Annotated in this window: 21 protein-coding genes; 8 read left to right on the top strand and 13 right to left on the bottom strand. The window is 61.4% G+C overall.

Going from position 1 to position 23,930, the window contains the following annotated elements:
- Window positions 1–90 precede the first annotated feature (90 nt).
- The 7 genes from L8I05_RS23045 to L8I05_RS23015 form a co-directional block, all read right to left on the bottom strand.
- Window positions 91–1,407, bottom strand: a complete 1,317-nt coding sequence (locus L8I05_RS23045; protein WP_242171662.1) for a TolC family outer membrane protein — start codon at window positions 1,405–1,407, stop codon at window positions 91–93.
- Window positions 1,404–2,729 carry an HlyD family type I secretion periplasmic adaptor subunit gene (locus tag L8I05_RS23040; protein WP_242171661.1) on the bottom strand — a complete coding sequence of 442 codons (1,326 nt, stop codon included), beginning with the start codon at window positions 2,727–2,729 and terminating at the stop codon, window positions 1,404–1,406. Before L8I05_RS23040 ends, L8I05_RS23045 begins: the two co-directional genes overlap by 4 nt.
- Window positions 2,726–4,462 (bottom strand): type I secretion system permease/ATPase, encoded by a 1,737-nt coding sequence (locus L8I05_RS23035; RefSeq protein ID WP_242171660.1) that lies wholly within the window; start codon window positions 4,460–4,462, stop codon window positions 2,726–2,728. Before L8I05_RS23035 ends, L8I05_RS23040 begins: the two co-directional genes overlap by 4 nt.
- A 134-nt stretch (window positions 4,463–4,596) precedes the next feature.
- Window positions 4,597–5,217 (bottom strand): heme acquisition protein HasA, encoded by a 621-nt coding sequence (locus tag L8I05_RS23030; protein WP_242171659.1) that lies wholly within the window; start codon window positions 5,215–5,217, stop codon window positions 4,597–4,599.
- A 103-nt stretch (window positions 5,218–5,320) separates the two neighbouring features.
- A complete protein-coding gene (locus tag L8I05_RS23025; RefSeq protein ID WP_242171658.1) occupies window positions 5,321–8,071 on the bottom strand; it encodes a TonB-dependent receptor in 2,751 nt (916 codons plus the stop codon).
- A 151-nt stretch (window positions 8,072–8,222) separates the two neighbouring features.
- Window positions 8,223–9,221, bottom strand: a complete 999-nt coding sequence (locus L8I05_RS23020; protein ID WP_242171657.1) for a FecR family protein — start codon at window positions 9,219–9,221, stop codon at window positions 8,223–8,225.
- Window positions 9,222–9,284: 63 nt separating this feature from the next.
- Window positions 9,285–9,806, bottom strand: coding sequence for an RNA polymerase sigma factor (locus L8I05_RS23015; RefSeq protein ID WP_242171656.1), 522 nt, complete (start codon window positions 9,804–9,806; stop codon window positions 9,285–9,287).
- A 207-nt stretch (window positions 9,807–10,013) separates the two neighbouring features.
- Between L8I05_RS23015 and aroQ the strand changes: the two genes are divergently transcribed.
- Entirely contained in the window at window positions 10,014–10,454 is a 441-nt protein-coding gene (gene aroQ / locus L8I05_RS23010; protein ID WP_145162258.1) for a type II 3-dehydroquinate dehydratase, read from the top strand.
- A gap of 2 nt (window positions 10,455–10,456) precedes the next feature.
- A complete protein-coding gene (locus tag L8I05_RS23005) occupies window positions 10,457–11,308 on the top strand; it encodes a shikimate dehydrogenase (protein WP_242171728.1) in 852 nt (283 codons plus the stop codon).
- A gap of 148 nt (window positions 11,309–11,456) precedes the next feature.
- Here L8I05_RS23005 and L8I05_RS23000 read toward each other — a convergent pair whose 3' ends face one another.
- Window positions 11,457–12,122, bottom strand: coding sequence for a TetR/AcrR family transcriptional regulator (locus L8I05_RS23000; RefSeq protein WP_159960076.1), 666 nt, complete (start codon window positions 12,120–12,122; stop codon window positions 11,457–11,459).
- 80 nt (window positions 12,123–12,202) lie between these two features.
- Window positions 12,203–14,104, bottom strand: coding sequence for a 3-dehydroshikimate dehydratase QuiC (gene quiC, locus L8I05_RS22995; protein WP_197626691.1), 1,902 nt, complete (start codon window positions 14,102–14,104; stop codon window positions 12,203–12,205).
- A 212-nt stretch (window positions 14,105–14,316) separates the two neighbouring features.
- Here quiC and L8I05_RS22990 point away from each other — a divergent pair, with 212 nt between their 5' ends.
- Window positions 14,317–15,651: an MFS transporter gene (locus L8I05_RS22990; RefSeq protein ID WP_242171655.1), complete on the top strand. Its 1,335-nt coding sequence runs from the start codon at window positions 14,317–14,319 to the stop codon at window positions 15,649–15,651.
- Between the two features lies 1 nt (window position 15,652).
- Here the strand turns inward: L8I05_RS22990 and L8I05_RS22985 are convergent, their stop codons facing one another.
- Window positions 15,653–16,531, bottom strand: coding sequence for a DMT family transporter (locus L8I05_RS22985; RefSeq protein ID WP_242171654.1), 879 nt, complete (start codon window positions 16,529–16,531; stop codon window positions 15,653–15,655).
- 199 nt (window positions 16,532–16,730) lie between these two features.
- Here L8I05_RS22985 and L8I05_RS22980 point away from each other — a divergent pair, with 199 nt between their 5' ends.
- The 3 genes from L8I05_RS22980 to L8I05_RS22970 all read left to right on the top strand — a co-directional run bounded on the left by L8I05_RS22980 (window position 16,731) and on the right by L8I05_RS22970 (window position 19,193).
- Window positions 16,731–17,147 (top strand): lipoprotein, encoded by a 417-nt coding sequence (locus tag L8I05_RS22980; protein WP_242171653.1) that lies wholly within the window; start codon window positions 16,731–16,733, stop codon window positions 17,145–17,147.
- Between the two features lie 171 nt (window positions 17,148–17,318).
- On the top strand, window positions 17,319–18,206 hold the full coding sequence (locus L8I05_RS22975) for a neutral zinc metallopeptidase (protein WP_177018036.1): 888 nt from the start codon (window positions 17,319–17,321) through the stop codon (window positions 18,204–18,206).
- On the top strand, window positions 18,207–19,193 hold the full coding sequence (locus tag L8I05_RS22970; protein ID WP_242171651.1) for an alpha/beta hydrolase: 987 nt from the start codon (window positions 18,207–18,209) through the stop codon (window positions 19,191–19,193).
- 161 nt (window positions 19,194–19,354) lie between these two features.
- Here L8I05_RS22970 and L8I05_RS22965 read toward each other — a convergent pair whose 3' ends face one another.
- From L8I05_RS22965 to L8I05_RS22955, 3 genes are read right to left on the bottom strand one after another with little or no spacing between them, the layout of a single operon-like run.
- Complete coding sequence (locus tag L8I05_RS22965) at window positions 19,355–19,942, bottom strand: HAD family hydrolase (RefSeq protein ID WP_242171649.1); 588 nt, start codon at window positions 19,940–19,942, stop codon at window positions 19,355–19,357.
- Window positions 19,939–20,808: an acyl-CoA thioesterase II gene (tesB, locus tag L8I05_RS22960; protein WP_159960092.1), complete on the bottom strand. Its 870-nt coding sequence runs from the start codon at window positions 20,806–20,808 to the stop codon at window positions 19,939–19,941. Before tesB ends, L8I05_RS22965 begins: the two co-directional genes overlap by 4 nt.
- Window positions 20,809–20,849: 41 nt before the next feature.
- Window positions 20,850–21,419, bottom strand: a complete 570-nt coding sequence (locus L8I05_RS22955) for a GNAT family N-acetyltransferase (RefSeq protein ID WP_242171647.1) — start codon at window positions 21,417–21,419, stop codon at window positions 20,850–20,852.
- A gap of 75 nt (window positions 21,420–21,494) precedes the next feature.
- Here L8I05_RS22955 and L8I05_RS22950 point away from each other — a divergent pair, with 75 nt between their 5' ends.
- Together L8I05_RS22950 and L8I05_RS22945 are read left to right on the top strand one after the other, a co-directional pair.
- Window positions 21,495–22,415 carry a histone deacetylase gene (locus L8I05_RS22950; RefSeq protein WP_242171645.1) on the top strand — a complete coding sequence of 307 codons (921 nt, stop codon included), beginning with the start codon at window positions 21,495–21,497 and terminating at the stop codon, window positions 22,413–22,415.
- Between the two features lie 170 nt (window positions 22,416–22,585).
- The gene (locus L8I05_RS22945) at window positions 22,586–23,860 is read left to right on the top strand and encodes a TIGR03862 family flavoprotein (protein WP_242171643.1); all 1,275 of its coding nucleotides are present in this window, start codon (window positions 22,586–22,588) and stop codon (window positions 23,858–23,860) included.
- The last annotated feature ends 70 nt before the right edge of the window (window positions 23,861–23,930 follow it).

Raw genomic sequence — 23,930 nt, 5'->3', positions numbered from 1 at the left:
CGTGCAGCCCGACAACCGGCTCCAAAATCCCGAAGCTGTTTCACAGATTAGTAACGACGAACAACCCGGCGAATGCCCGGTTGTAACCACTCATGCCGACGGCTGGAAATACCCCGCCAACGCCCGCAAGTCCTGCTCGTTCAGCAACCCCGCGTAATACTTCAGCTGAATCCGCGCCAGCAAATACGCATGCCGCGCATTCGCCAGATCACGGCGGGCGGTGAACAGTTGTTGCTCGGCGTCGAGCACATCGAGGTTGACCCGCTCGCCGCCGCTGACGCTTTTTTTCGTGGCCGTCACCAACGCCGTGGCAGAGCTGACGGCCATCTCATAGGCGCGCACCTTCGCTGCGCCGCTGGTATTGAGGTTGAATTGCTTGCGCAGCTCCACCAGCGTGGCGGCGGTTTGCGCGTCCAATTCATAGTGGGCCTGGGACAGCTGGTTCGCCGCCTGGCGTGTGGACGCCGACACCGAGCCACCGGCAAACAGCGGCAAGCTGACCTGGATGCCGACGCTGTTGGTGTCGTACTTCTGGTTGTAGCTGCTTTCCGAATCGGAGCTGGTTTTTCGGCTGCTGGCGTACAGGCTGACTTTGGGCAGATGCCCGGCGCGTTTGCGCTCCACTTCATAAGCGGCCACGTCCAGCGCGTGATGCCGGGACTTGAGTTCAGGGTTGTTGGCCATGGCCAATTCGCGCCAGGTGTCGAAGCGGTTCGGCTCCAGCGGCGGGATCTGAAATTGACGGGCCAGCGGCGCCAGTTCCTCAATCTGCAACGGTTGGCCGACGATGGCTTCCAGCTCACGCAGGGCGCTATCCTGGGCATCCAGAGATTCGATCTCTTCGGCCTGGGCCAGGCTCAGCCGCGCCTGGGTTTCCAGCACATCCGTGCGCGTACCTTCGCCGCCCTTCAGCAAGCGGTCATTGAGCTGCAAGCGTTCGGCAAACGCACGCCTCTGCGCGCGGCTCAACTCGATGCGCTCATGTGCCAGCAAGGCCTGGCTGTAGGCACTGAGCACACGCACGGCCAGCTCCTGGCTTTTGCCGCGAAAGCGCTCATCCGCCATCAGCGCCTGGGCAGTGCCCTGGCGAAAGCGCGCGTAGGCTTCGTAATCCAACAGCGGTTGCTGCAAGGTGAGGGTCGATGCGTAGCTGCGGTAGTCGCGGTCGCTGGTGACATCACCCGCCGTCACTTCGGACTCGTTGCGCGAGTTGTTGTAACTCCACGACAAATTCGGCAATAACCCAGCCCGCCCGATCACGCGATTTTCATCACCGGCTTCGCGTTCCTGAATGGCCGCCTGAAACGTCGGATCGTTGCGCAGGGCCAGGTCATAAGCGTCCAGCAAACCCAAAGCGTTCGCCGCCGGTGCACAGCTCAAAAACACGGTAAACAACAGCGCCTTCATTCTTCCACCAGGGCCATGTGGGTGCGATCCAGCAAGGGTTTGAACAGATAGTTGAGCATCGAGCGCTCGCCGGTTTTGACGAAGGTTTCCACCGGCATGCCGGGGCGAACCTGCACGCCGTCCAGTTGCTGCATACCCGCCGCGCTGACCTGGGCACGCAGCGTGTAATACGCCTCATCGGTGCGCTCATCGACCTGGCGGTCCGCCGAAACCATTGTCACTTCACCGGCCACCCGAGGCGTGGTGGCCTGGTTGAACGCCGAGAACAGCAACTCCACCGGCAAACCAGGGTGCACCTTGTCAATCATCTGCACCGGCACGCGCGCTTCCACCAGCAGCGGTTCACCTTGCGGCACGATATCCAGCAACGCCTGGCCGGGCTTGATCACGCCGCCTTCGGTGTACACCTGCAGCCCAACGACGACGCCGGAAGCCGGCGCGCGCACCAGGCTGTTGGCCAACTCAAACTCCGCCGAGGCCAGGCGATTGCGCAGGTCGTCGCTGCGGGTGCGGGTGTCGGCCAACTGGCTGCGCAGGTCTTTCTGGAAGTCTTCGCCGAGCTGGCGGATACGCAGGCGCAGCTCGAGGACCTGGCGTTGCAGCTGGCCGATGCGGCCGAAATCCTCGGCGATGGTGCCGTCGATTTGCGCGTACAGGCGCTCGCTGTCGAGCAGGCGATTGCGCGGGATATAGCCGTCGCGCGCCAACTCGCGCAGGCCTTGCAGTTGCTCGTTCAGTGCGGCCCTTTGCTGGACTTTGCTTGCTTGCGAATCCCGCGTGCCGCGCAACTGCGCCTCGGCCCCGGCAATGGTTTCGCGCAGGGCTTGCTGCTCGGTGGCCAGCGCCTGGGCGCGGCTGGTAAACAATTGCCGCTGCAAATTCATAAGGCTGGCGGCATCCGGTTCATTGAGCAGTTCGGGGCCAAAAGCGATGGCTGATAAACCTTCGCTTTCGGCAGTCAAGCGCGCTTCGCTGGCCAGTGAAGCCAGGTACTGGCTGCGCAAGGATTGCATCTGCCCGCGCAGCGGCGTTTCCTTCAAACGCAGCAGCACCTGGCCCGCCTTGACCGTTTCACCGTCGCGCACCTCGATGCGTTCAACGATGCCGCCGGTGGGGTGCTGTACGGTTTTGCGATGGCCCGAGACCATCACCTTTCCGGACACCGCCACGCCCTTGTCCAATGGCGCCAACGCCGCCCAGCCGAGAAACCCGGCAAAACCACCGAGCACCAGCAACCAGCCCAGGCGTGCGTATTTTTTGTCGTCCAGCGCCAGCACATTATTGGGCTGATCGCTGACCAGTACCGGTTTGCTTTGGCTCATGCCGGTTTTCCTTCACCGAGGCGGTAACTCATGCTCATGCTCGACACCGGTTTGGTTGGCGTGGGTTTCTGCCGCGCCTCCAATACCCGCGCGGTCGGGCCGAAGGCCTGCAATTGGCCGTCCTTGAGGATCAGCAACTGATCGGTCAGGGTCAGCACATTGGCTTTGTGGGTAATCAGAATCACGGTGCGCCGCTGCTGCTTGAGTTGCGCAATGGCCTGGAGCAACGCCTGTTCACCGACTTCGTCGAGATTGGCGTTGGGCTCATCCAGCACGATCAGCGCGGGCAGGCCGTACAACGCACGCGCCAGCGCCACACGTTGTTTCTGGCCGCCGGACAAACCGGCGCCGCCCTCGCCCAGTGGTGTGTCGTAGCCTTGGGGCAATTGCAGGATCAGCTCGTGTACACCCGCCATCTGTGCAGCGGCGAGAACCTTGTCAGCCTCCACCTCGGCAAACCGCGCGATGTTTTGCGCGATGCTGCCGGCGAACAGCTGGATGTCCTGCGGCAGGTAGCCGATGTGCGGGCCGAGTTGCTGCTTGTCCCACTGAGTCAGATCGGCGCCGTCCAGGTGCACCTTGCCGGCCAGCGGTGCCCAGGCGCCGACCAGCACGCGCGCCAACGTGGATTTGCCGCAACCCGATGGTCCGATCACGCCCAGCACTTCGCCGGCCGGCAGGTCGAAACCAAGCTTGGCCAACGCCGGTCGACGGCTGCCCGGCGCGCAGGCGCTGACGTGCTCGACGGTCAATTGGCCTTTGGGCACCGGCAAACTCATGCGCACCGGGCGCGCCGGGTTGTCCGCCAGCAACTGCGACAAGCGCTCATAGGCCAGGCGCGCCGAACCCCATTGCTTCCACACGCCGATCAACTGGTCGATAGGGCTGAGCACCCGGCCCATCAGGATCGAGCCGGCGATCATCATCCCCGGCGTGATATCGCCCTGCACCGCCAGCAATGCGCCCAACCCCAGCACCAGTGATTGCAGCGCCAGGCGCACGCCCTTGGACCAGGCGGTGACGGCGGCGGTCTTTTCACTGGCCAGGTTCTGCTGGGCGAGAAACCCTTGATGCTGGCTGAACCAACGCCCGCGCAACGTGGCGAGCATGCCCATGGCCTCGATGGTTTCCGCATTACGCAAGTTGGCCGTGGCCTGCTGGCTGGCGCTGATGGCGAGCTGGCTGGCCTGGGCCATCGGCGCCTGGCTGACATGATGATTGACCCACGCCAGCGCGATCAACAACACCGCACCGCCCAACGCCAACAGGCCGAGCCAGGGGTGGAACAGGAAGATCACCAACAGGTACACCGGGAACCACGGCGCATCAAAAAATGCGAACAGTGCCTGGCCGGTGGCGAACTGACGCAAGGTGGTCAAGTCTTGCAACGCCTGGCCTGCCGCCTGGGTACTGCCCTTGAGTTGCGCTTCGAACGCGGCGTCGTACACCCGCTGGTTCAGGCGCATGTCCATTTGTGTGCCGAGGCGGATCACCACCTGGCTGCGCACCCACTCCAACGCGCCCATCAGGCCGAACAGGCCGAGGATCATCAACGTCAGCATCAGCAGGGTCATCTGATTGCCCGAGGCCAGCACCCGGTCGTACACCTGCAGCATGTAGAGCGCCGGGGCCAGCATCAGCAGGTTGATCACCGCCGAGAACAGGCCGATGTTGAAGAAGCCACTTTTATAGGCCGTGAGGGCGGCCAGGGTTTCGTTGCCGGCGTGGCGCATCTGGGATTCTCAAAGGGTTTAGCGGGCAGCGCCGCCGCGTTGACAGGCGATACGGCGCTGCGCAGAATTCGGCACCGCCGCCGCTTGAAGAAGTAGAAGGCTTTAGCGACGGCGGTGTGTCATGCAGCAGTGATTCAGGCAGCCAGTGCCCAGTCCTGCGCCACATCTTGCACGCCGACCAGGGCGACGTCCGTGCTGGCTGCGTTGGCGTGTGCCGCCAGGCCCGCCGACACTTCGTCGAAGGTGCTTGCAGTGGACAGGCCGAAGTCGTCGAGCACGTTGTTGAGCACGGTTTCCAGCGCAGTGGTGTTGCCCTGCATCAAGCCGAAGATCACGCTCTGTACATCGTTGCCCGCACGGCCAGCACCTTCGGCGGCGCTCAGGTCGAGGCCGTTGAATGCGACTTTGAAGTCGTTCAAGGTGAAGTCGCTGCCGCTACCGCCGCCCAGGCCGGTGCCCAGTTGCACGTTGTCCAGGTCGCCCCACAGGTAGTGGTTCAGGTTGTTGCCGGCAGGCAGCGAAGGGTTGAACACATAGTGCAGGCCATTGCTGGTGTCGCTGTCGGCGATAAACGCGTATTCGGAGCCGCTGGCGCCGTGGGTCGAATACTGATCGCCGCTGAGGGTGCCGTTGCTGAAACCACCAGTGTTGCTGGCGCCGTGGCCAGCGGTGTTGAACCCAACAGCCCAAGCGCTCAGGTAGTCGGAGACCGACAGTGAACCCAGACCCGAATCGTAGCTAACAGAAATAGTCATCGCTAAACCTCGTTAAACAACGTTGTTGATGAGCACGCCAAAGCGGCGCGCTTTTTTGCCCAGCCTTGGGCAAAACCGTTGATCGCGTGCCGTGGCACACGGATCAGAACTTGTATTCCAGCATCCCGCTCAGCGTCCGCCCGCGTGCCAGGCTGAGGTTGTTGGCATCGCCCATGGCGACGAAATAGGCTTCGTCGGTGGCGTTTTCCAACGCCAGTGCGATGTTCAGGTGATCGGTCATCCAGTAACTGGCGTACAGGTCGTAGAGGGTGTATTGCGGCCACATCGCCTGGTCCATCAGTTCGTAGCCTTGCTGATTGAGGTTTTCGCCGTTACCCGCGCTGTAACGCACACGCACGCCGGTATCCAGGCGCTTTTCCAGGAAGCGCGCGCCCAGCGTCAGCGAGCCGCGATCGGCAGGCATGTAGGTGGCGTTGCCCATGATTCGGCCGCAGCTTTCCTTGTTGTTGGCGACGTTGTCGTCCAGCACTTCATAGGTTGTGACCGGCCGCAGGCTGATGCGCCCGTTCGGCAGCGTGAAGCGTTCCAGGCGCGTGGTTCTTGGCCCGGTGGTCTTGGCCCCGCCCATGTAATAGTTCTTCGAGCAGAACTCATTGTTGCCGATCATGTGCGTATAGCTGAGGTTGGCGTATGCGCGGCCCATGTCGTAATTGAGCTGGTATTCCAAACCGCGAAAGCGCGTCGGGTTGGTGTTGTTGACGTAGGCCATGGTCCCGAGAAAGCCGCCTACTTGGGTTTCCGGCAAGCTGACGCTGGTGTTGAGGAAGGAGAAGTTTTCAATCCGGGTATCGAAGTACGCCACCTTCATGCCGAGGCGGTCGTCATTGAAGAACAAGCCCTCCTTGAACACGTTCGTGCCCACTTCCCAATCCCGCGACTCTTCAGGCTTGAGGTACGGGTTGGGGAACACCCGCTCCCCGGAACCGCCGCCGTGGGGGCGGCCAGTCATGAAGGTCTCGGTGACGGCCGGCGGGCGCCAGCCCTTGCCCCAACGGGTATAGAGTTGCAGCCAGTCAACGCCCGGCTTGACCGCAATGCCGAAGGTGGGGGAAAACTTTCCTTCTTCACGGTCCACATCGATCACTTCCGACACACGCTTTGCGCCCACCAGGCTATTGAAGAAGCGGTCGCGCCGGTACAAGGTCATGCCGGTCTGGCCTTCGAGCCGATAGCGGTCGTAACGCAGGCCTGCATCCAGGGTCAGCCAATCGCCGTATTCGTATTGCAGGCTGTTGAACAGGCTGGCGATGGTGCGCTTGCCACTCGGCGTACTGCCTTCGGCATAGGGCAGCAGTGCGAGGTCGTTGGCGGCCTCAACTTTGTTGGTGCGTGGCTTGAACTCGTCCTGGTACATCTCCAGGCCGTAGTTCCAGCTCAGATGGCCGCGCTCGCCGAAATCAAAGCGCGAGGTGTTGTCACCCTGCAGCCCCCAGGTGTCGGTCTGGAAGTGGTCGGTGTAGGCGCCCACGTAGTTCCCCGTGCCAGGCGTGGACAGCGTGGGCGTATTGGCGCGATCCAGCTGGGTGGTGACGTAATAGACCTTGGCTTTCAGATCGATCAGCGGGTTATCCGGCGTGTAGCTGTAGTCCAGCGCGAAGTTCTTGGCGTTAAGGTTGTTCTTGCTCACGCGATGGTAATAGACGCTCTGCAGGTCATCGGCGATGTAGGCCCACGCGTCATTGCTGTCGCTGTCGCTTTCCAGGTAGCTCAGTTGCATTCGCTGGTCATTGGGCAGGTTCAGACCGAACTTGACGATCTGCGAACGGGTGACACTGCCCATATCGCCGACTTCGCTGCTCAACCAATCATCAAAGGCCGCCGGCGCGTATTTACGCGCGCGCATATGGGTGCCTAGCTTTTGATCGTTATGGGTGCCCGCGCGGTAGTTGCCGAAATGCCGCTCGCTGTATCCCAGCAAAACGTCGCCACGCTCATCCCCAAAGGCAACCACTCCGCTGCCGTTGAAGTAGGTGCCGTTACCCAGTTCGCCGATGCCGCTGCCGGCGCGAAAACGCCCGCCGATCTCTTTGCCATCTTTGAGAAACTCGCTGGCGTCCAAGGTCTTGAACGAAGCAATACCGCCCAACACTGCCGCCCCGCCCTGGCCCGACTGGCTGCCCTTGTCGATCTCGATGCTGGAGATGAATTCCGGGTCGATCAACATCGTGCCGTTACGCTGCTGGTGGCCGTTGACGTTGAAGTTCTGGCGCATGCCGTCGATGTTCATGTTCACCCGGCCGTAGTCCTGCACGCCGCGAATGTTTACAGAGAGGCCAGGGTCGCGCTGATTGACGGCGGTGTAGACGCCAGCGGTTTCTTCGAGCATGTCGGCGGCGTGACGGGGCGGGCGTTTGTCGATCATGTCACGGCTGATCACGGCCACAGACTTTGGGCTCTGGTACACCCAATCGCCGGCCTGGCCGTTGGTGTTGCCGGTGATGGTGGTGGTGCCGACGGTCATGGCGCTGTCGTGGGTGTCAGCGACACGATTGAGGGTGACCTGGCGCTCGCCGGTAAAGCGATACTCCACCGGTGCGCCGCCGAGCAAACGGCCAAGGCCTTCCTGCACGCTGAAGCTGCCCTTCAGTGCCGTACTGCTCAAGCCTTGCAGACGCTGGCTGTCGAACAGCACTTGCAGGCCGGCTTGATCAGCAAACGCCAGCACGGCGCTGCCCAACGGTTGCGCCGGAATATCGAACACCTGCACCGCGGGCTGGGTGGCGCCCGCTTGGGGCTGCGCGGCATACACCGGCGCTGTTATGGCGAACAGGCCCAAGTGAATGGCCAGGGCTAACCGGCTACCGGTGACACGCCCCTTGGTGAGTGCTGACATTTCTGGGTTCCCTGCGCTGAGCGTTTTTTGTTTATGCGAATGCTTCTCACCTAGCAAGACGTACGAGGCCCAGGAAGTCAGTAAGTGTTTTTCGAAAGTTTTTCAGGACGGGGTGTCGCGCAGGGTGGGAGGCAGGTCTCCCACCGGCTTATCAATAGATCAGGCTGAGGCCCGCCAGGTCCAAGCGTTGCACTTGGAGTTCCTGGGTCAAGGTGCCAAGGGCAGTGTCAAGCATGTCGAGGCGGAACACGCCGCTGACTTCGCGATCGCCCAAGGTCGGGTTGGTCAACACCACGTGGCCTGGGCGATAGCGGTTGAGTTGCTCGATGACCTTGGCCAGTGGCAACCGGTCAAAGATCAACACACCGCGCCGCCAACTGGTGGCGCGTTCCACATCGAATTGATCAAGCGCCACCACGCCGTCCCGGGGACTGTAGCGCGCGACCTGGCCCTCCTTGAGCACGGATTCGCTAGGACCGTTTTTGGGTGCGCTTTGCAGAGACACTTCAACGCTGTGCTGTAGCACGCCAACCCAGGCCTGGCTGGCCCCTTCACGCTCGACCACAAACCGCGTGCCCAGCGCGCGCGTTTGCCCGGCGGCACTTTGCACCACGAACGGCCGCGTTTCCTGCCTGGTCATGGGCGCCACATCAAAAATCGCCGAGCCCTGAATCAAGCTGATGCGCCGCTGTACGCCGTCGTAGTCCAAGCGGATGGCGCTGGCGGAGTCCAGCACGACCGTGCTGCCGTCGGCCAGGTGCACCGTGCGCACTTCGCCTTTCTGGGTGACGTAGTCAGCCTGCAGGCGCAGCAAGGCATCCGGCCCACGCACCCAGCCAACGCCCGCCACCAGCACAACCACCGCGACGGCCGCCACGCGCTGCCAGAGTCTGCGCCGTTTGGGCCGGCGTACCGGCAACGGTGCTGAAGATGGGCGCTGGCGATGCACCGGTTCGTCCTTGTGCAACTCGCCCAGGGCGGCCCACGTCTGCTCGGCAAAACGCAGTGCGCCCTCATGGCGACTGTCGCAGGCGATCCAATGCCGCAGCTCGGCCTGCTCCTGTTCGGTCAGGGCACCGGCGTGCAGGCGCACCGCCCACTCGGCGGCCGCCTCGGTAATGCTGTGCTGTTGCGGACCCTGGCTATTCACGTGTGAATCTCGAATTTTCGTTATGTAAACGCTGTGACGTCTGGCCCGGCGCTTTTCGGTAATTCATTCGTCGGATGGCTTCACCTCGCCTTCCTGCAAGCGTTGCATCACATACGCCAAGGCCTTGGCCAGATGCTTTTGCACAGAGCTGTCGGAGATCTCCAGGCGCCGGGCCACCTGGGCATGGGTCATGCCTTCGATGCGGTTCAGACGGAAAACCTGCTGGGTGCGTTCCGGCAACTCCGCCAGTGCCTGCTTCAATGCCTGTCGCTGCTGCTGCGCCATTGTCTGCGCCTCCAAGCCGGCCACGTCATCTTCAATCTCGGCCAGCGCCTCGTGGGGCACGGAGTCTGTCTTGCGCCGCGCTTCCTGGCGAATATGGTCGATCAGCAGATTGCTCGCCGTTCGATAGAGATAGCCCTGGGAGTTGTCGATGCGCTCGCTGGCCGGTTTTTCCGCCAGGCGCAGGAAACTCTCCTGCACCAGGTCTGCGGCCAATTGCGGGTCCCGCACCTTGCGCGCCAGATACCCGCGCAGGGTATCGGCGTGCTTGAGAAACAGGCCTTTGAGATCCACGTCCGACAAACCGACTCCCTGGAATGTGATGGAAACAGATCGGCATCTTAAGCGTTGTCGAGAATGATTTTCAATTGATATCTAATCTGATTATCCAGTGTGAACGCGCTGAATAACGGTTCGATAATCGAACACATCCGCCGCCATCAATTGACCAAATTAACCATCCAGTACATTTTATCTTCACAACCTATAAGAACTGTGGAGACCCCCTAAATGCCGCCTATCGTGCTGGTGCTCAACGGCCCCAACCTCAACCTGCTCGGCACTCGCGAGCCCGCCACCTATGGCCATGAAACCCTGGCCGACATCGCCGCCCTGTGCGGCCGCAGCGCGGAAAAACTCGGGCTGAAAATCGAGTTCCGCCAAACCAACCATGAAGGCGAATTACTCGACTGGATCCACGGCGCCCGCGCCCGCTGCGCCGGCATCGTGATCAACCCCGCGGCCTGGACCCACACGTCGGTAGCGATTCGCGACGCCCTCGTCGCCAGTGAAGTACCGGTGATCGAAGTGCATTTATCCAACGTGCACGCACGTGAGGCGTTTCGGCATCACTCCTTTGTCTCACCCATCGCCAAGGCAGTGCTCGCAGGCTTCGGCAGCCACGGCTACCACCTGGCCCTGGAACATTTCAGCCACACGTTGAAAGGGTGACCTTGATGAAACCGCGCATCCTCGCCGGCCTGATCGGCTCGGGCATCCAAGCCTCCCGCACCCCTGCCCTGCATGAACAGGAAGGTGACGCCCAGGGCCTGCGTTATCTGTACCGCCTGATCGATCTGGAACCGCTGCAACTGAACATCAACGCCCTGCCCGACCTGCTGGACGCCGCCGAGCGGATGCAGTTCACCGGGTTGAACATTACCTACCCGTGCAAGCAAGCGATCCTACCGTTGCTCGATGAGTTATCCGACGAAGCTCGAGGCATTGGCGCGGTCAACACCGTGGTGTTCAGGAACGGTAAACGCATCGGTCACAACACCGACTGCCTGGGTTTCGCCGAAGGGTTTCGGCGCAATTTAAGTGATGTTGCGCGTCAACGCGTGGTGCAGATGGGCGCCGGCGGTGCAGGTGCGGCGGTGGCCCATGCGTTGCTGGCGGAAGGCGTGGAACAGTTGAGCATTTTCGACGTAGACAGCGCTCGCGCCCGCGACCTTGTGGATAACCTCACGCAGCGTTTCGGCAGCGGCCGCGCCCAGGTCGGCAACCATTTGGAAAGCGCCATTGCCGAGGCGGATGGCTTGGTTAATACCACGCCGATGGGCATGGCCAAACTGCCCGGCACGCCGGTGCCGAGCAGCCTGTTGCGGGCGCAATTATGGGTGGCGGAAATCGTGTACTTTCCGCTCGAAACCGAGCTGCTGCGCGACGCCCGCGCCTTGGGTTGCCGCACGCTGGATGGCGGCAACATGGCGGTGTTTCAGGCCGTGAAGGCGTTCGAGTTGTTCAGTGGCGAAGCGCCGGATGCGCAGAGGATGTTGGCGCACTTTCAGAGCATGAATACCTGACTCACAAAAACCGAATCGCAAAAAATGTGGGAGCTGGCTTGCCTGCGATAGCGGTGTGTCAGACAGCTGATTTATAGCTGATAGACCGCCATCGCGGGCAAGCCCGGCTCCCACATTGATTACATCCAGGTTTGCGAAAGGAGAGATTTCAGACCTGGAGATAACGCATCACCGAGTCACAAATCATCTCGCGGTGCCTTTGTTTAACCGCTTCATCCGCCAGCTCGATCTGAAAAATCTCACTGAATGTATGACGGTTGGACACCCGGTAAAAACTGAATGAGTTGATCAGCAGGTGCACGTCCAACGGGTCCAACCCCTGGCGGAACAACCCCATCTCGGCGCCCCGCCGCAACGTTGCCCCCAGCCCCTCGAGAATATTGCTGTTCATCGCCTTGATCGAGTCCGAGCGCTTTACGTACTCGGCGTTGTTGATATTTTCGATGCTGACGATCCGCACAAAGTCCACGTTCTGGTCATGGTGATCAAAGGTGAATTCCACCAGCCGCCGTATCGCTTCGCGCGGTTCCAGGGCCGTGAGGTTCATGCGGGTTTCGGTGTTGCGAATATCGCCGTAGAGTTTCTCCAGCACTTCGACGTACAACTGCTCCTTGCTGCCGAAGTAGTAATAGATCATGCGTTTGGAGGTGTGGATGCGTTCGGCGATGGCATCCACGCGAGCGCCGGACAGGCCCTGCTGAACAAACTCGACAATGGCTTCCTGAAGGATATTTTCGCGGGTCTTTTCCGGGTTGTTCTTACGACTCTTGCGCGGTGCGTCTGACACAGCGGAGAGGTCGGGGGTCAGGGTCATGGTGCGCTCACGGCCATTTTTGTTGTGCAGGCCGCGATTATGGGCCGAGGCGCTCCCCGAAGGAAGCACCCGGCCGTCAGTCATAACCGTGCTTGGCGCACCGCGCCGCTGCGGGATTTGGCCATCGCCGCCAGGCGCACCGCCACGTTGGCCGCGCCGTACCCGGCGTAGCCGTTTTTGCGTTGGATGATCTCGAAGAAAAACCGCCCCTCGAAAGGCTCGGTGTACACGTGAAACAGCTCACCACCCTGGGCGTCACGGTCGTACAGCACGTTGTAGTACGCCAATTCGCTGAGAAACTCGTCGTCGAAATCAAACCGCGCGGCCAAGTCGTCGTAGTAATTGAGCGGGATGTCCAGCAATGGCACGCCCGCCTCCTTGGCCCGGCTTACCTCGGCGAAAATATCCGCGCAGTCAAAGGCAATATGGTGCACACCCGAGCCGCGATAGCTCGACAGCGCGTGGGAAATGGCGGTGTTGCGGTTCTCGGAAATATTCAGCGGCAGGCGGATCGAGCTGCAGCGGCTGCGTAGTGCGCGGCTTTTTACCAGGCCATAAGGGTCGGGCAGTACCACCTCGTCGTCGGCTTCGAAATCCAGCAGGCTTTTGTAGAACAGCACCCAACTGTCGAGGCTGTCGGCCGGCAGCGCCATGGCCATATGGTCGATGCGCAGCAGCCCGCCGCTTGAGGCAGTATTCGCTTGCAGGTTGAAGTCGGTGTCATACAGCCCGCCTTCGCTTGGGTCCACCAGATAAATCAGGCTGCCGTCCGGCGCGCGCACGGCGGCCAGTTCAAGCTCATTTGGCCCCACGAGACCGCGATAAGGCTGGCCCTTGTAGGCCACCGCCCGCTGCAACGCCTTGGCGCTGTCCTTGACCCGAATGGCCGTGGCGCACAGCGACGGCCCATGGGCTTCGAAAAAGTTGTGGGCAAAGGAATAGGGTTCGCAGTTGAGGATCAGGTTGATGTCACCCTGGCGCAACAGGCTCACACTCTTGGAGCGGTGCTGCCCGGCTTTGACGAACCCCAGGCGCTCCAGCCACTGCGTGAGCTTGGCGCCGAGGTTTTCATCCACGGCAAATTCGAGGAATTCGATGCCGTCGTATTCGCTGGCGGCCGGGGTCTCAAACAGAATATCGACCGGCTTGGCAGGTTGTTCCTGTGCCAGGCGCTGACGGGTTTTCTCTTCAAGGTACAGCAGCGAACGCAAGCCATCCGCCGCATTGGCCCGGGTCGGGGCCGCACGGAAGCCGTCGTTGAAAATTTCCAGAGACAGCGGCCCGGTGTAGCCACTCTTGATGATTGGCGCGAGAAAGCCCGCCAGGTCGAACTCGCCCTGCCCCGGGAAGCAGCGGAAATGCCGGCTCCACTCCAGCACATCCATGGCCAGGATCGGCGCGTCGGCCATTTGTACAAAGAAGATTTTGTCACCGGGGATATCGGCGATTCCACTCGGGTCGCCCTTGAGTGACAGAGTGTGAAAACTGTCGAGCAACACGCCGAGGCTCGGGTGGTCAACCTGCCGCACCAGGTTCCACACCTGCTGCCAGGTGTTCACATGCTTGCCCCAGGCCAGCGCTTCATAACCGATGCGCAGACCACGGCGGCCGGCGTGTTCGGCGAGCAGGCTGAGGTCGTCGAGCAAAATACGTTCATCGCCGACGCAATCGGCGGAAGCATTGCTGCACACCAATACCAAGTCGGTGCCCAGCTCCTGCATCAAGTCGAACTTGCGTTCGGCGCGTTCCAGGTTGCGCGCCAGGCGGTCGCGGCGGCAGCCTTCAAAGTCGCGGAACGGCTGGAACAAGGTGATGGCGATGCCGAGGTCGGCGCACATCTGCCTAACTTCCCGTGGGCTGCCATCGTAATACAACAAATCGTTTTCGAAGATTTCGACCCCATCAAAACCGGCGGCGGAAATGGCTTCGAGCTTCTCCGGCAGGGTGCCGCTCAAGGAAACGGTGGCAATGGAACGTTGCATGGGGCGACTCCCGGCAATTGTTGTTTGCGACAAATTATTCGCCCCTAGCCTACACGCAGCAATTAAAATGTACGAACCAGTTAGTTTTTCGGGCGATTACCGAACACTATGCCGGTTTGGCGAATTGACGATGTTTTAACCGCTGCGCACCATCGAACCTGCACCAAGACCCAGAACACACCATAAAAATTTCAAAAAACGGGTACGACCTCATGCCTCTGCAAAATCCCGCCCTGGCCGCGCGCCCGGGCAACCCGCAAGCCGGTATCGGCGACAAAATCCGCGGCGCCATGGCCGTGGGTAAAACGCGCTGGGGCATGCTGGCCCTGGTGTTCTTCGCCACCACGCTTAACTACATCGACCGCGCCGCGCTCGGCGTGATGCAGCCGATCCTGGCCAAGGAGATGAGCTGGACGGCGATGGACTACGCCAACATCAACTTCTGGTTTCAGGTCGGCTACGCCATCGGCTTTGTGTTGCAAGGCCGACTGATTGACCGAGTCGGCGTGAAGCGCGTGTTCTTCTGCGCGGTGCTGCTATGGAGCCTGGCCACCGGCGCCCACGGCCTGGCCACCTCGGCCGTAGGGTTTATGGTCTGCCGCTTTATTCTCGGGCTGACCGAGGCCGCCAACTACCCGGCCTGCGTCAAGACCACCCGCCTGTGGTTTCCGGCCGGTGAGCGCGCGGTGGCCACGGGTATCTTCAACGCGGGCACTAACGTTGGCGCAATGATGACGCCGATGCTGCTGCCGTTGATCCTGCACGTGTGGGGCTGGCAGGCGGCGTTCCTGTGCATGGCATCGTTGGGGTGTATCTGGCTGGTGTTCTGGGGCTTGAAGTACTACAACCCGGAAGACCATCCAACGGCCAAACAATCCGAATTGGACTACGTGCAACAGGAAGTCGAACCCGAACAACCCAGCGTACCTTTCAGCCGCATCCTGCGCATGCGTGGCACCTGGGCCTTCGCCCTCGCCTACGCGATGACCGCGCCGGTGTTCTGGTTCTACCTGTACTGGCTGCCGCCGTTTTTGAACCAGCAATACAACCTGGGCATCAACGTGACCCAAATGGGCATCCCGCTGATCATCATCTACCTGACCGCCGACTTCGGCAGCGTGGGTGGAGGGATTCTGTCCTCGTTCCTGATCGGCCGCGGGATGAATCCGATCAAGGCGCGGCTGTTGTCGATGCTGCTGTTTGCCTGCTGCATCGTCGGCGTCATCATGGCCGCCGGCTCCAGCCAGCTGTGGGTCGCCGTGTTCGCCATCTCCCTGGCCATCGGCGCGCACCAGGCCTGGACCGCCAACATCTGGAGCCTAGTGATGGACTACACGCCCAAGCACATGATGAGCACGGTGTTCGGTTTCGGGGGTATGTGCGCGGCCATTGGCGGCATGTTCATGACCCAGATCGTCGGTCATATCCTCACGGTCACGAACAACAACTACACCGTACTGTTCACGCTGATCCCGGCGATGTACTTCATTGCGCTGACGTGGATGTACTTCATGGCACCGCGCAAAATTCCAAAAGTCGACGTTTGAGTCAACTCCGCCGCTGCTGCCAGGCAGCGGCCAACCCGCTCATGCAGATCACCCCGATGCCGACCACCGTGGTCATGTCGGGGGTATGCTTGAACACCAGCCAGCCCAACAACCCCGCAAACACGATCTGGCAATAGCCGAACGGCGCCAGCAAGGCCGGCGCCGCAAAGCGGAAGGCCTGGGTCAACATCAAGTGGGCGGTCATCCCGCACGTGCCCAGCGCCAACATCAGCACGCCGTGCCACAGTGTCGGCAGATGCCAGAAGAACGGCACCAGCGCACTCATCACCAAGGTATTGCACAGCCCGGCAAAAAAGTTGCTGGTGGTCGGCGTGTCGTATTGGCTGAGGATGCGCGTAAGCAGTTGGTAGAAGCAGAAGAACAGCGCCGAACACAGCGGCAGCAACACCGCCGGCGTAAACAGCTCACCGCCGGGGTGGATGATGATCAGCACGCCGACAAACCCGCAGATCACCGCCAGCCATTGGCCGCGTGTCACGTGCTCCCCGAGCAGCGGCACCGACAGCGCCGTCACCAGGATCGGCGCGAGGAAGTTCACCGCCGTGGCTTCCGCCAACGGGATGTAATGCAACGCAGCGGTAAAAAACAGGCTGGTGCCCAACAGGCACAACGCCCGTACCACCTGCATGCCGGGGCGTTTGCTGCGCAGCACGCGCAAGCCCGATTGCGGCAGGAAGATGCCGGCCATCAACAAGGTATGCACCAGGTAACGCGCCCACACCACCATCACAATCGGATAGAACCCGGCCAGGTATTTGGACAGGGCGTCGTGGCTGGAAAACAGAAACGTCGCCACCACAATCAACAAAATGCCTTTGAAAGGATGGTTGACGCCGGAAAGGGGTGTACTGACAGTCATTGAATTCTCTTGCGTGGCGGGCTGATCGCTGAGCACTGAACGCAATAGCACTCAACCCGGTAATCTAGCAGGCGGGCCGTAGTCCGCCCCAAGAGCATAACCAATCACCGTGCGAACAGCGCACTAAATCACGGGATTTGAGTCCAACGCTGCACGTTCCCCCGCACGTTGCACACTTTTTAACCAAGGCCTTGCCGCTATGAAAAAAACACTCTTTGTTCTTTCTGCCTTCGCCCTGCTCACTGCTTGTAACCAAGAGTCCAAGGAAGCCCCCAAACCCGCACCGGCGTCGGTACAAGCCACCTTGGTGCCGGCTACTCCGCCCACCGACAAATGGGTCGGCAAATGGATGGGCGTCGAAGGCCTGAACCTGACCATCGCCAAGGACGACAGCATCGGCCGTGGTCATTACATTTTGACCATGAAGTATGGCCTCGACGCCGACGACGAAGGCACCTTCAAGGGTGAGGCTAACGAAGACGGCATCGCCTTTACCCGCCCGGACGGCCCGCAACAGCTGAGCGCCGGCGACGGTGAAGCCACCGGCCTGAAATGGCTGGCGGATAAAAAAGACTGCCTGATTGTCGATACCGGCGAAGGCTACTGCCGCGACTGACCCCGCGCAGCTGACACAACTTTCATCTGGCGCCCCTGCCTGCACGGCCTGACAGCAGCGATACTAGGCAACTCTCGTCTCTTGTCGGACAGCCGGGCTGGCGCCATTCATTCGCACCAACAACACTGCTCCTAGAAAAGTGTTCGACAGGTTCATCGAGAGGATTGCCCCATGCTATGGAAAAAAGGCCGACGCAGCGACAACGTGGTAGATGCCCGCGATGACAGTGGCGGCGGCGGTGGCGGCATGCGCTTTGGCGGCGGCAAGGGCCTGAGTTTGACGGCGATCGTGCTGATCGTCGGGATCGGTTGGCTGACCGGCCAGGACCCGCTGCAGATCCTCGGCCAGTTGACCGGCCAGGTCGAGCAAGCGCCGTCGGTGAGCACGCAATCACGCCAGGCACCGCCGGCCAACGACGAGCAAGCCGATTTTGTCCGCGCGGTACTGGGCGATACCGAGGACACCTGGGGCCAGGTGTTCAAGGAAAATGGGTTGGTCTACAAGAACCCGAAACTGATTCTGTTCCGTGGCCGGGTAAATTCCGCCTGCGGTGGCGCGACCTCAGCCAGCGGCCCGTTCTACTGCCCGGCTGACCAGCAAGTGTATCTGGACCTGGATTTCTTCCGGGAAATGTCGCAACGCTTCAAGGCCGCCGGTGATTTCGCCCAAGCCTACGTGATCGCCCACGAAGTCGGGCACCACGTGCAAACGCTGTTGGGGATCTCGGCCAAGATTCAAGCCGCACGCCAACAGGGCCGGCAGATGCAAGGCGACGGCGGCCTGCTGGTACGCCAGGAGCTGCAAGCCGACTGCTTCGCCGGTGTGTGGGCCAACCGTGCGCAAAAGCGCCTGAACTGGCTGGAGCCCGGCGATATTGAAGAAGCACTGAATGCGGCCAACGCCATCGGCGATGACCGTCTGCAACAACAGGGTCAAGGGCGCGTAGTGCCGGACTCGTTTACCCACGGCACCTCGGCACAGCGGGTTCGCTGGTTCAAGACCGGCTTCGCCCAGGGCCAGATCACTCAATGCGACACTTTTACCGCGAAGAGTCTTTAGATGAATAAACGATTGGGTCTAGTGCTGAGTTTGATGATTGCCTGTTCTTCCTCCACTTGGGCTGCCGAAAAAGAACACGGCGTCAAAGTGGTCAGTCCCGATCGTTTTCAACTGGATGCCGGCGCCCTCAGCCTGGGCCTGAGCCAGGACTGGAGCCAGCCGCTGCCCAACGTCACCCGCGCGCTGATCATCGTGCACGGTCGCCTGCGTAATGCGCAGACCTACCTGCAAAGCGGTGAAGACGCGGCCAGCGCTGCCGGGGTTGCTGCCAACACCCTGGTGATTGCGCCGCAGTTTCTCAATGAGTCCGACATAAAGCGCAACCACCTCGACAACCATGTGCTGCGCTGGAACGGCAATGACTGGATGGCCGGCGACCCCTCGACCGGGCCGGGCCAGATCAGCTCCTACGGCGCCCTCGACCAGATCATCAAGCACCTGGGCAACCGCAAGCTGTTCCCGGCACTCAAAGAAATCGTAGTGGCTGGCCATTCCGGCGGTGGGCAAGTGGTGCAGCGTTTCGCCCTCACCGGCCACGACCACCCTATGCTGCAAACCGAAGGCATCAGCCTGCGTTATGTGGTGGCCAACCCGTCGTCCTACGCCTACTTCAGCCCACAGCGCCCGGTGAAATTCGACGCGGCCAGTTGCCCAGGCTTCAACGACTGGAAATACGGCATGCAAAACCTGCCGGACTACGCCAAGGGCCAGAGCGCACAACAGCTTGAACAAGCTTACGTGTCACGCAACATCACTTACCTGCTGGGCCAGCAAGACACCGACCCGAACCACCCGGCGCTGGATAAAAGCTGCGAAGCCGAAACCCAGGGCGCGTATCGGTTGATTCGTGGGCACAACTACTTTGATTACCTCAAGCAGCGCCATCCGCAGCTGACCCAGAAGCTGGTGGAAGTGCCGGGGGTTGGGCATAACGGCGATGGGATGTTCACTTCGCCTGAAGGGCAGAAGGTACTGTTCGCGAAGTAACTGACACGACTGGTTTAAACATGTGGGAGCTGGCTTGTGTGGGAGCTGGCTTGCCTGCGATGCAAACACCTCGGTCTATCAGCCCTACCGAGGTGATGCTATCGCGGGCAAGCCCGGCTCCCACACAAGCCAGCTCCCACATTTGGTCTGCATCGCCTGGTTTAGATCATCCGGCGCAAAACCGCGCAATCCGCCGCATGCCAATCCGCCAACTCCGGCCACGGGTTCTGCGGCACGTTCACCAATACCGTCCTGGCCCCCGCCGCCCGCCCGCAATCCAGGTCAAAGCGGTAATCCCCGACCATCACCATCTCACTGGGTGACACTGCCCACGCCTCCGCCAATTTCAGCAACCCACCCGGATCCGGCTTGGGCGGCGCATCGTCACGGCCCAAGACATCCTCGATGGCAAAGCAGTCCGCCAGACCAATCGCCTCCAGGGTGATATGCGCCAACTCCCGCGCATTGCGCGTCAGGATGCCGAGGCGATAACCGCGCCCGGCCAGTTCGCGTACCAGTTCCACCGCGCCATCGGCCGCGATAGAACCCAGCGCCAGTTCGCGCTCATGCTCCAGCAGCCAGGCATGCTTGGCTGCCGCAACGTCTGCCGGCAAGGCTGCCAGATAGGTGAGGATGTCATCCTCGGGCGGAATCTCCAGCGCCACGCGAATCGCAGCAAAATCATGCACGGCCACCGTCAGGGTGCCGTCCATGTCAAACACCCAATGCTTAACGTCCGACAGGCTCATGCCCAATCCTTGCGATGGCGAATCAAACCTTCCTGGGTCACCGACGCCACCAGTTGCCCGGCACGGTTGTACACGCTGCCACGCGAGAAACCCCGCGAGTTGCCGGCCCATGGGCTGTCCATCGCATACAGCAACCAGTCATCGGCGCGCAGGTCAGCGTGGAACCACAGCGCATGGTCGAGGCTGGCGACCTGCATATCTTTCTGCCACACGGTCTTGCCGTGGGGCAGCAACGAGGTGGTCAACAGGCCGAAATCCGAGGCGTAGGCCAGCAGGTATTTATGCAGCGCCGGCGCATCAGCCAAGGCGCCGTCGGCCCTGAACCACACGTATTTGACCGGGTCGGACGGCTGCGGGTTGTACGGGTCTTTTTCCGTGACCGGGCGCACTTCGATCGGCTTGGGGCACAGCAACTTGTCGCGCATGTGCTCAGGAATCAGGTGCGCACGCTGCTTGGTCAGTTCCAGCTCCGACGGCAGATTCTCCGGGCCGACTACTACGGGCATGGTGGTCTGGTGCTCAAAGCCTTGCTCGTCGTACTGAAACGAGGTGGTGCAGGTGAAAATCGGGTTGCCCTTCTGGATCGCCGTGACGCGGCGGGTGCTGAAGCTGCCGCCATCGCGCACGCGGTCCACCGAGTACACCACCGGCAACGATGCATCGCCGGGGCGCAGGAAATAACCGTGCAGGGAATGCACATGCCGCGCTTCTTCTACGGTCTGGCTGGCCGCCGACAGCGACTGGCCGAGCACTTGGCCGCCGAACAGCTGGCGAAAACCCAGGTCCTGGCTGCGGCCGCGAAAGAGGTTTTCCTCGATCGGCTCCAGGGTCAGCAAGTCCACCAGATCTTCCAATACTTGGCTCATAGAGCAACTCCTACAACAATCGATAGGGCATTCCGGGCTGCTTATCCGTGCAGCGTGTCCAACCATTGGGCGCGGGTGATGCGGTACAAAACATGATGGCGCAGCGGGTCATCGGCTGCGACCTTGGGGTGTTCAAAATCTGCCAGGGGATCGTAATGCATACCGATGGCCTGCATGACTTTTTGTGATGGCAGATTGGTTTCGGTGGTAAAGGCGAGGATTTCATCCAATTGCAGCCGGTCAAAACCACAGCGCAGCGCGGTCCAAGCCGCTTCGCTGGCGTAACCCAGGCCCCAATGCTCGCGAGCCAGGCGCCAGCCGATTTCTACCGCCGGGGTAAAGCCAGCTTCAAAATTGACGTTTTGCAGCCCGGTCAGGCCGATAAAGTCGCCGGTGTCCTTGCGCTGCAAGGCCCAAAAGCCAAAGCCATATTCGGCGAAATGCCCGCGAATACGGCCGATCAGCGCGGCGCTTTCCAAGTGGCTCAGCTTGGCCGGGAAATAACGCATCACCTGCGGGTCGGCGCACATGTGCGCAAATTCCGGTAAGTCGCTGTCACGCCATTGGCGCAGCACCAGCCGTGCGCTTTCCAATTCCAGTATCGGCTCCATGGGTCCCCTCCCTTGCCATGTGCGTGAGTGTACAGCGCTGGTAAGATCCTTCGCAGGTTCCCGTCAGAAAATCCCATGCCCCTGCCATTGATCTACCACGATGATTACAGCCCGGAGTTCCCGGCGGACCACCGGTTCCCAATGGACAAGTTCCGCCTGTTGCGCGACCACCTGGTGGACAGCGGCCTGACCGAGGACAGCCAACTGCTGCGCCCCGAACTGTGCCCACCACAGATTCTGGCCCTGGCCCATGACGCTGGGTACATCGAGCGCTACATGGGCGGCGAGTTGTCCCGCGAAGACCAGCGGCGCCTCGGCCTGCCGTGGAACGAAGCCCTGGCGCGGCGCACCGTGCGTGCGGTCGGCGGCTCGATACTTGCCGCCGAACAAGCACTGGAACACGGCCTGGCCTGCCACTTGGCGGGCGGCACCCACCACGCCCACTACGATTACCCGGCCGGCTTTTGCATCTTCAATGACCTCGCGGTGATCAGCCATTACCTGCTGGCCAGCGGCCGAGTTAACCGCGTACTGATCTTCGACTGCGACGTGCACCAGGGCGACGGCACCGCGCGCATCCTCCACGACACGCCGGATGCCATCACCGTGTCGCTGCATTGCGAAAAGAACTTCCCCGCGCGCAAGGCCCAGAGCGACTGGGACATCCCACTGCCCATGGGCATGGGCGACGCCGATTACCTCAAGGTGGTCGACGACGCGCTCAACTATTTGCTACCGCTCTACCAGCCCGACCTGGTGCTGTACGACGCCGGCGTCGATGTGCATAAAGATGACGCCCTCGGTTACCTCAAGCTGACAGACGCAGGCGTCGCCGCCCGTGATGAAAGTGTGATGCGCCACTGCCTGGGCCGCGACATCCCGGTGATGGGCGTGATCGGCGGCGGCTACAGCAAGGACCGCCCGGCCCTGGCCCGCCGCCACGGCATCCTGCACCACAGCGCCCAACGGGTGTGGACGTCATCAGGTTGTCATTGAAGTGTGCGCGTTACCCACAATGCCTGTGGAACGGCCTGTGGATAACTTGAGCGTAAGGGCCTGAAAGCGAGTAGCCGTATGGCCTGTAGGAAAGTGTACGTTTTTTGATCAGGCAGCTCCGCCACTGTCGGGTAGAATGCTCGGCCAATTCAGCGACCGCAGCCTTGCCCATGCCTCAGACCTCTTCTCAACACGTCACTATCATCGGCGGCGGCCCCGCCGGGCTGATGGCCGCTGAAGTCTTGAGCCTGGCGGGCGTGCGCGTGGACCTGTATGACGGCATGCCATCGGTGGGGCGCAAGTTCCTGCTGGCGGGCGTGGGCGGTATGAACATCACCCACTCAGAGGCATACCCGGCGTTCCTGTCGCGCTATGCCGAACGCGCGCCACACATGGCGCCGTTGTTGCGGGCGTTTGGTTCCGACGCCTTATGCGAATGGATTCATGGCCTGGGCATTCAAACCTTTATCGGCACCTCCGGCCGCGTGTTTCCTACCGACATGAAAGCCGCCCCACTGCTGCGCGCCTGGCTCAAGCGTCTGCGCGACCAAGGCGTGGTTATCCACACCCGGCATCGCTGGCTGGGCTGGGCCGCCGACGGCGGCTTACTTATCCACAGCCCGGACGGCGAGAAAACTGTCCACAGCGATGCGGTGCTGCTGGCCTTGGGCGGCGGCAGCTGGTCGCGCCTGGGCTCCGACGGTGCCTGGCTCAAGTTGCTGGAAGACAAAGGCGTGCCTTACGCCGCACTGCAACCGAGCAATTGCGGCTTCGAAGTGTCAGCCTGGAGCGAATTGATGGTGAGCAAATTCGCTGGCGCACCGTTGAAAAACGTCGCCATCGGCCTGGGGGATGACAAGCCTCGGCTGGGCGAATGCGTGGTCACGGCCACCGGCATCGAGGGCAGCTTGATCTACGCGCTGTCGGCGTCGATTCGTGAAGCCATCAATCGCGACGGCTCGGCCACGGTGCATATCGACCTGCTGCCGAGCAAGCCGCTGGACAAGGTGCAGGCTGCCCTGGCCAAGCCGCGTGGCTCGCGCTCGATGAGCAAGCATTTGCACAGCCAGTTGGGCCTGGACGGGGTCAAGGCAGCGCTGCTGCGCGAGTTGGCGCCCGCAGAACACTTCAATGACCCGGCGCAGCTGGCGGTGGCGATCAAGGCGCTGCCGCTGACCTTGATGAAGACGCGGCCGCTGGATGAGGCGATCAGCACGGCGGGTGGCGTGCCGTTTGAGGCGCTGGATGAGCGGCTGATGCTCAGGCAATTGCCGGGGGTGTTTTGTGCCGGGGAGATGCTGGATTGGGAAGCGCCGACCGGCGGGTATTTGCTGACAGGCTGTTTTGCCAGCGGCCGGGCGGCCGGGCGAGGCGTTCTAGAGTGGCTGGCCTTGCCCCACTCAACAACAGAACGCCGCGCAGTGGGGATACCGATTCAGGAATGACCCACACCTGGTTTTACTGCAAGGGTTGTCTCAGGCCACCACGATACAACGGCAAATCTGCTTTTTGTTT

This window comes from Pseudomonas sp. MONT-RG-20F-20-E-7-02 (assembly GCF_022662395.1).
In the GTDB taxonomy this organism is placed as follows: Bacteria; Pseudomonadota; Gammaproteobacteria; order Pseudomonadales; family Pseudomonadaceae; genus Aquipseudomonas.
The sequence above is the reverse complement of the archived record's forward strand: the minus strand, read 5'-3'. Positions and strand labels throughout refer to the sequence as shown.

Coding starts and splice junctions, on each gene's coding strand:
- quiC (WP_197626691.1), bottom strand. CDS start 14,104: ATGCAACGTTCCATTGCCACCGTTTCCTTGAGCGGCACCCTGCCGGAG.
- L8I05_RS22985 (WP_242171654.1), bottom strand. CDS start 16,531: ATGACTGTCAGTACACCCCTTTCCGGCGTCAACCATCCTTTCAAAGGC.
- L8I05_RS22970 (WP_242171651.1), top strand. CDS start 18,207: ATGAATAAACGATTGGGTCTAGTGCTGAGTTTGATGATTGCCTGTTCT.
- L8I05_RS23040 (WP_242171661.1), bottom strand. CDS start 2,729: ATGAGCCAAAGCAAACCGGTACTGGTCAGCGATCAGCCCAATAATGTG.
- L8I05_RS23035 (WP_242171660.1), bottom strand. CDS start 4,462: ATGCGCCACGCCGGCAACGAAACCCTGGCCGCCCTCACGGCCTATAAA.
- L8I05_RS23045 (WP_242171662.1), bottom strand. CDS start 1,407: ATGAAGGCGCTGTTGTTTACCGTGTTTTTGAGCTGTGCACCGGCGGCG.
- tesB (WP_159960092.1), bottom strand. CDS start 20,808: ATGAGCCAAGTATTGGAAGATCTGGTGGACTTGCTGACCCTGGAGCCG.
- L8I05_RS23000 (WP_159960076.1), bottom strand. CDS start 12,122: ATGACCCTGACCCCCGACCTCTCCGCTGTGTCAGACGCACCGCGCAAG.
- L8I05_RS22975 (WP_177018036.1), top strand. CDS start 17,319: ATGCTATGGAAAAAAGGCCGACGCAGCGACAACGTGGTAGATGCCCGC.
- L8I05_RS22950 (WP_242171645.1), top strand. CDS start 21,495: ATGCCCCTGCCATTGATCTACCACGATGATTACAGCCCGGAGTTCCCG.
- L8I05_RS22965 (WP_242171649.1), bottom strand. CDS start 19,942: ATGAGCCTGTCGGACGTTAAGCATTGGGTGTTTGACATGGACGGCACC.
- L8I05_RS22980 (WP_242171653.1), top strand. CDS start 16,731: ATGAAAAAAACACTCTTTGTTCTTTCTGCCTTCGCCCTGCTCACTGCT.
- L8I05_RS23030 (WP_242171659.1), bottom strand. CDS start 5,217: ATGACTATTTCTGTTAGCTACGATTCGGGTCTGGGTTCACTGTCGGTC.
- L8I05_RS22945 (WP_242171643.1), top strand. CDS start 22,586: ATGCCTCAGACCTCTTCTCAACACGTCACTATCATCGGCGGCGGCCCC.
- aroQ (WP_145162258.1), top strand. CDS start 10,014: ATGCCGCCTATCGTGCTGGTGCTCAACGGCCCCAACCTCAACCTGCTC.
- L8I05_RS22955 (WP_242171647.1), bottom strand. CDS start 21,419: ATGGAGCCGATACTGGAATTGGAAAGCGCACGGCTGGTGCTGCGCCAA.
- L8I05_RS22990 (WP_242171655.1), top strand. CDS start 14,317: ATGCCTCTGCAAAATCCCGCCCTGGCCGCGCGCCCGGGCAACCCGCAA.
- L8I05_RS23025 (WP_242171658.1), bottom strand. CDS start 8,071: ATGTCAGCACTCACCAAGGGGCGTGTCACCGGTAGCCGGTTAGCCCTG.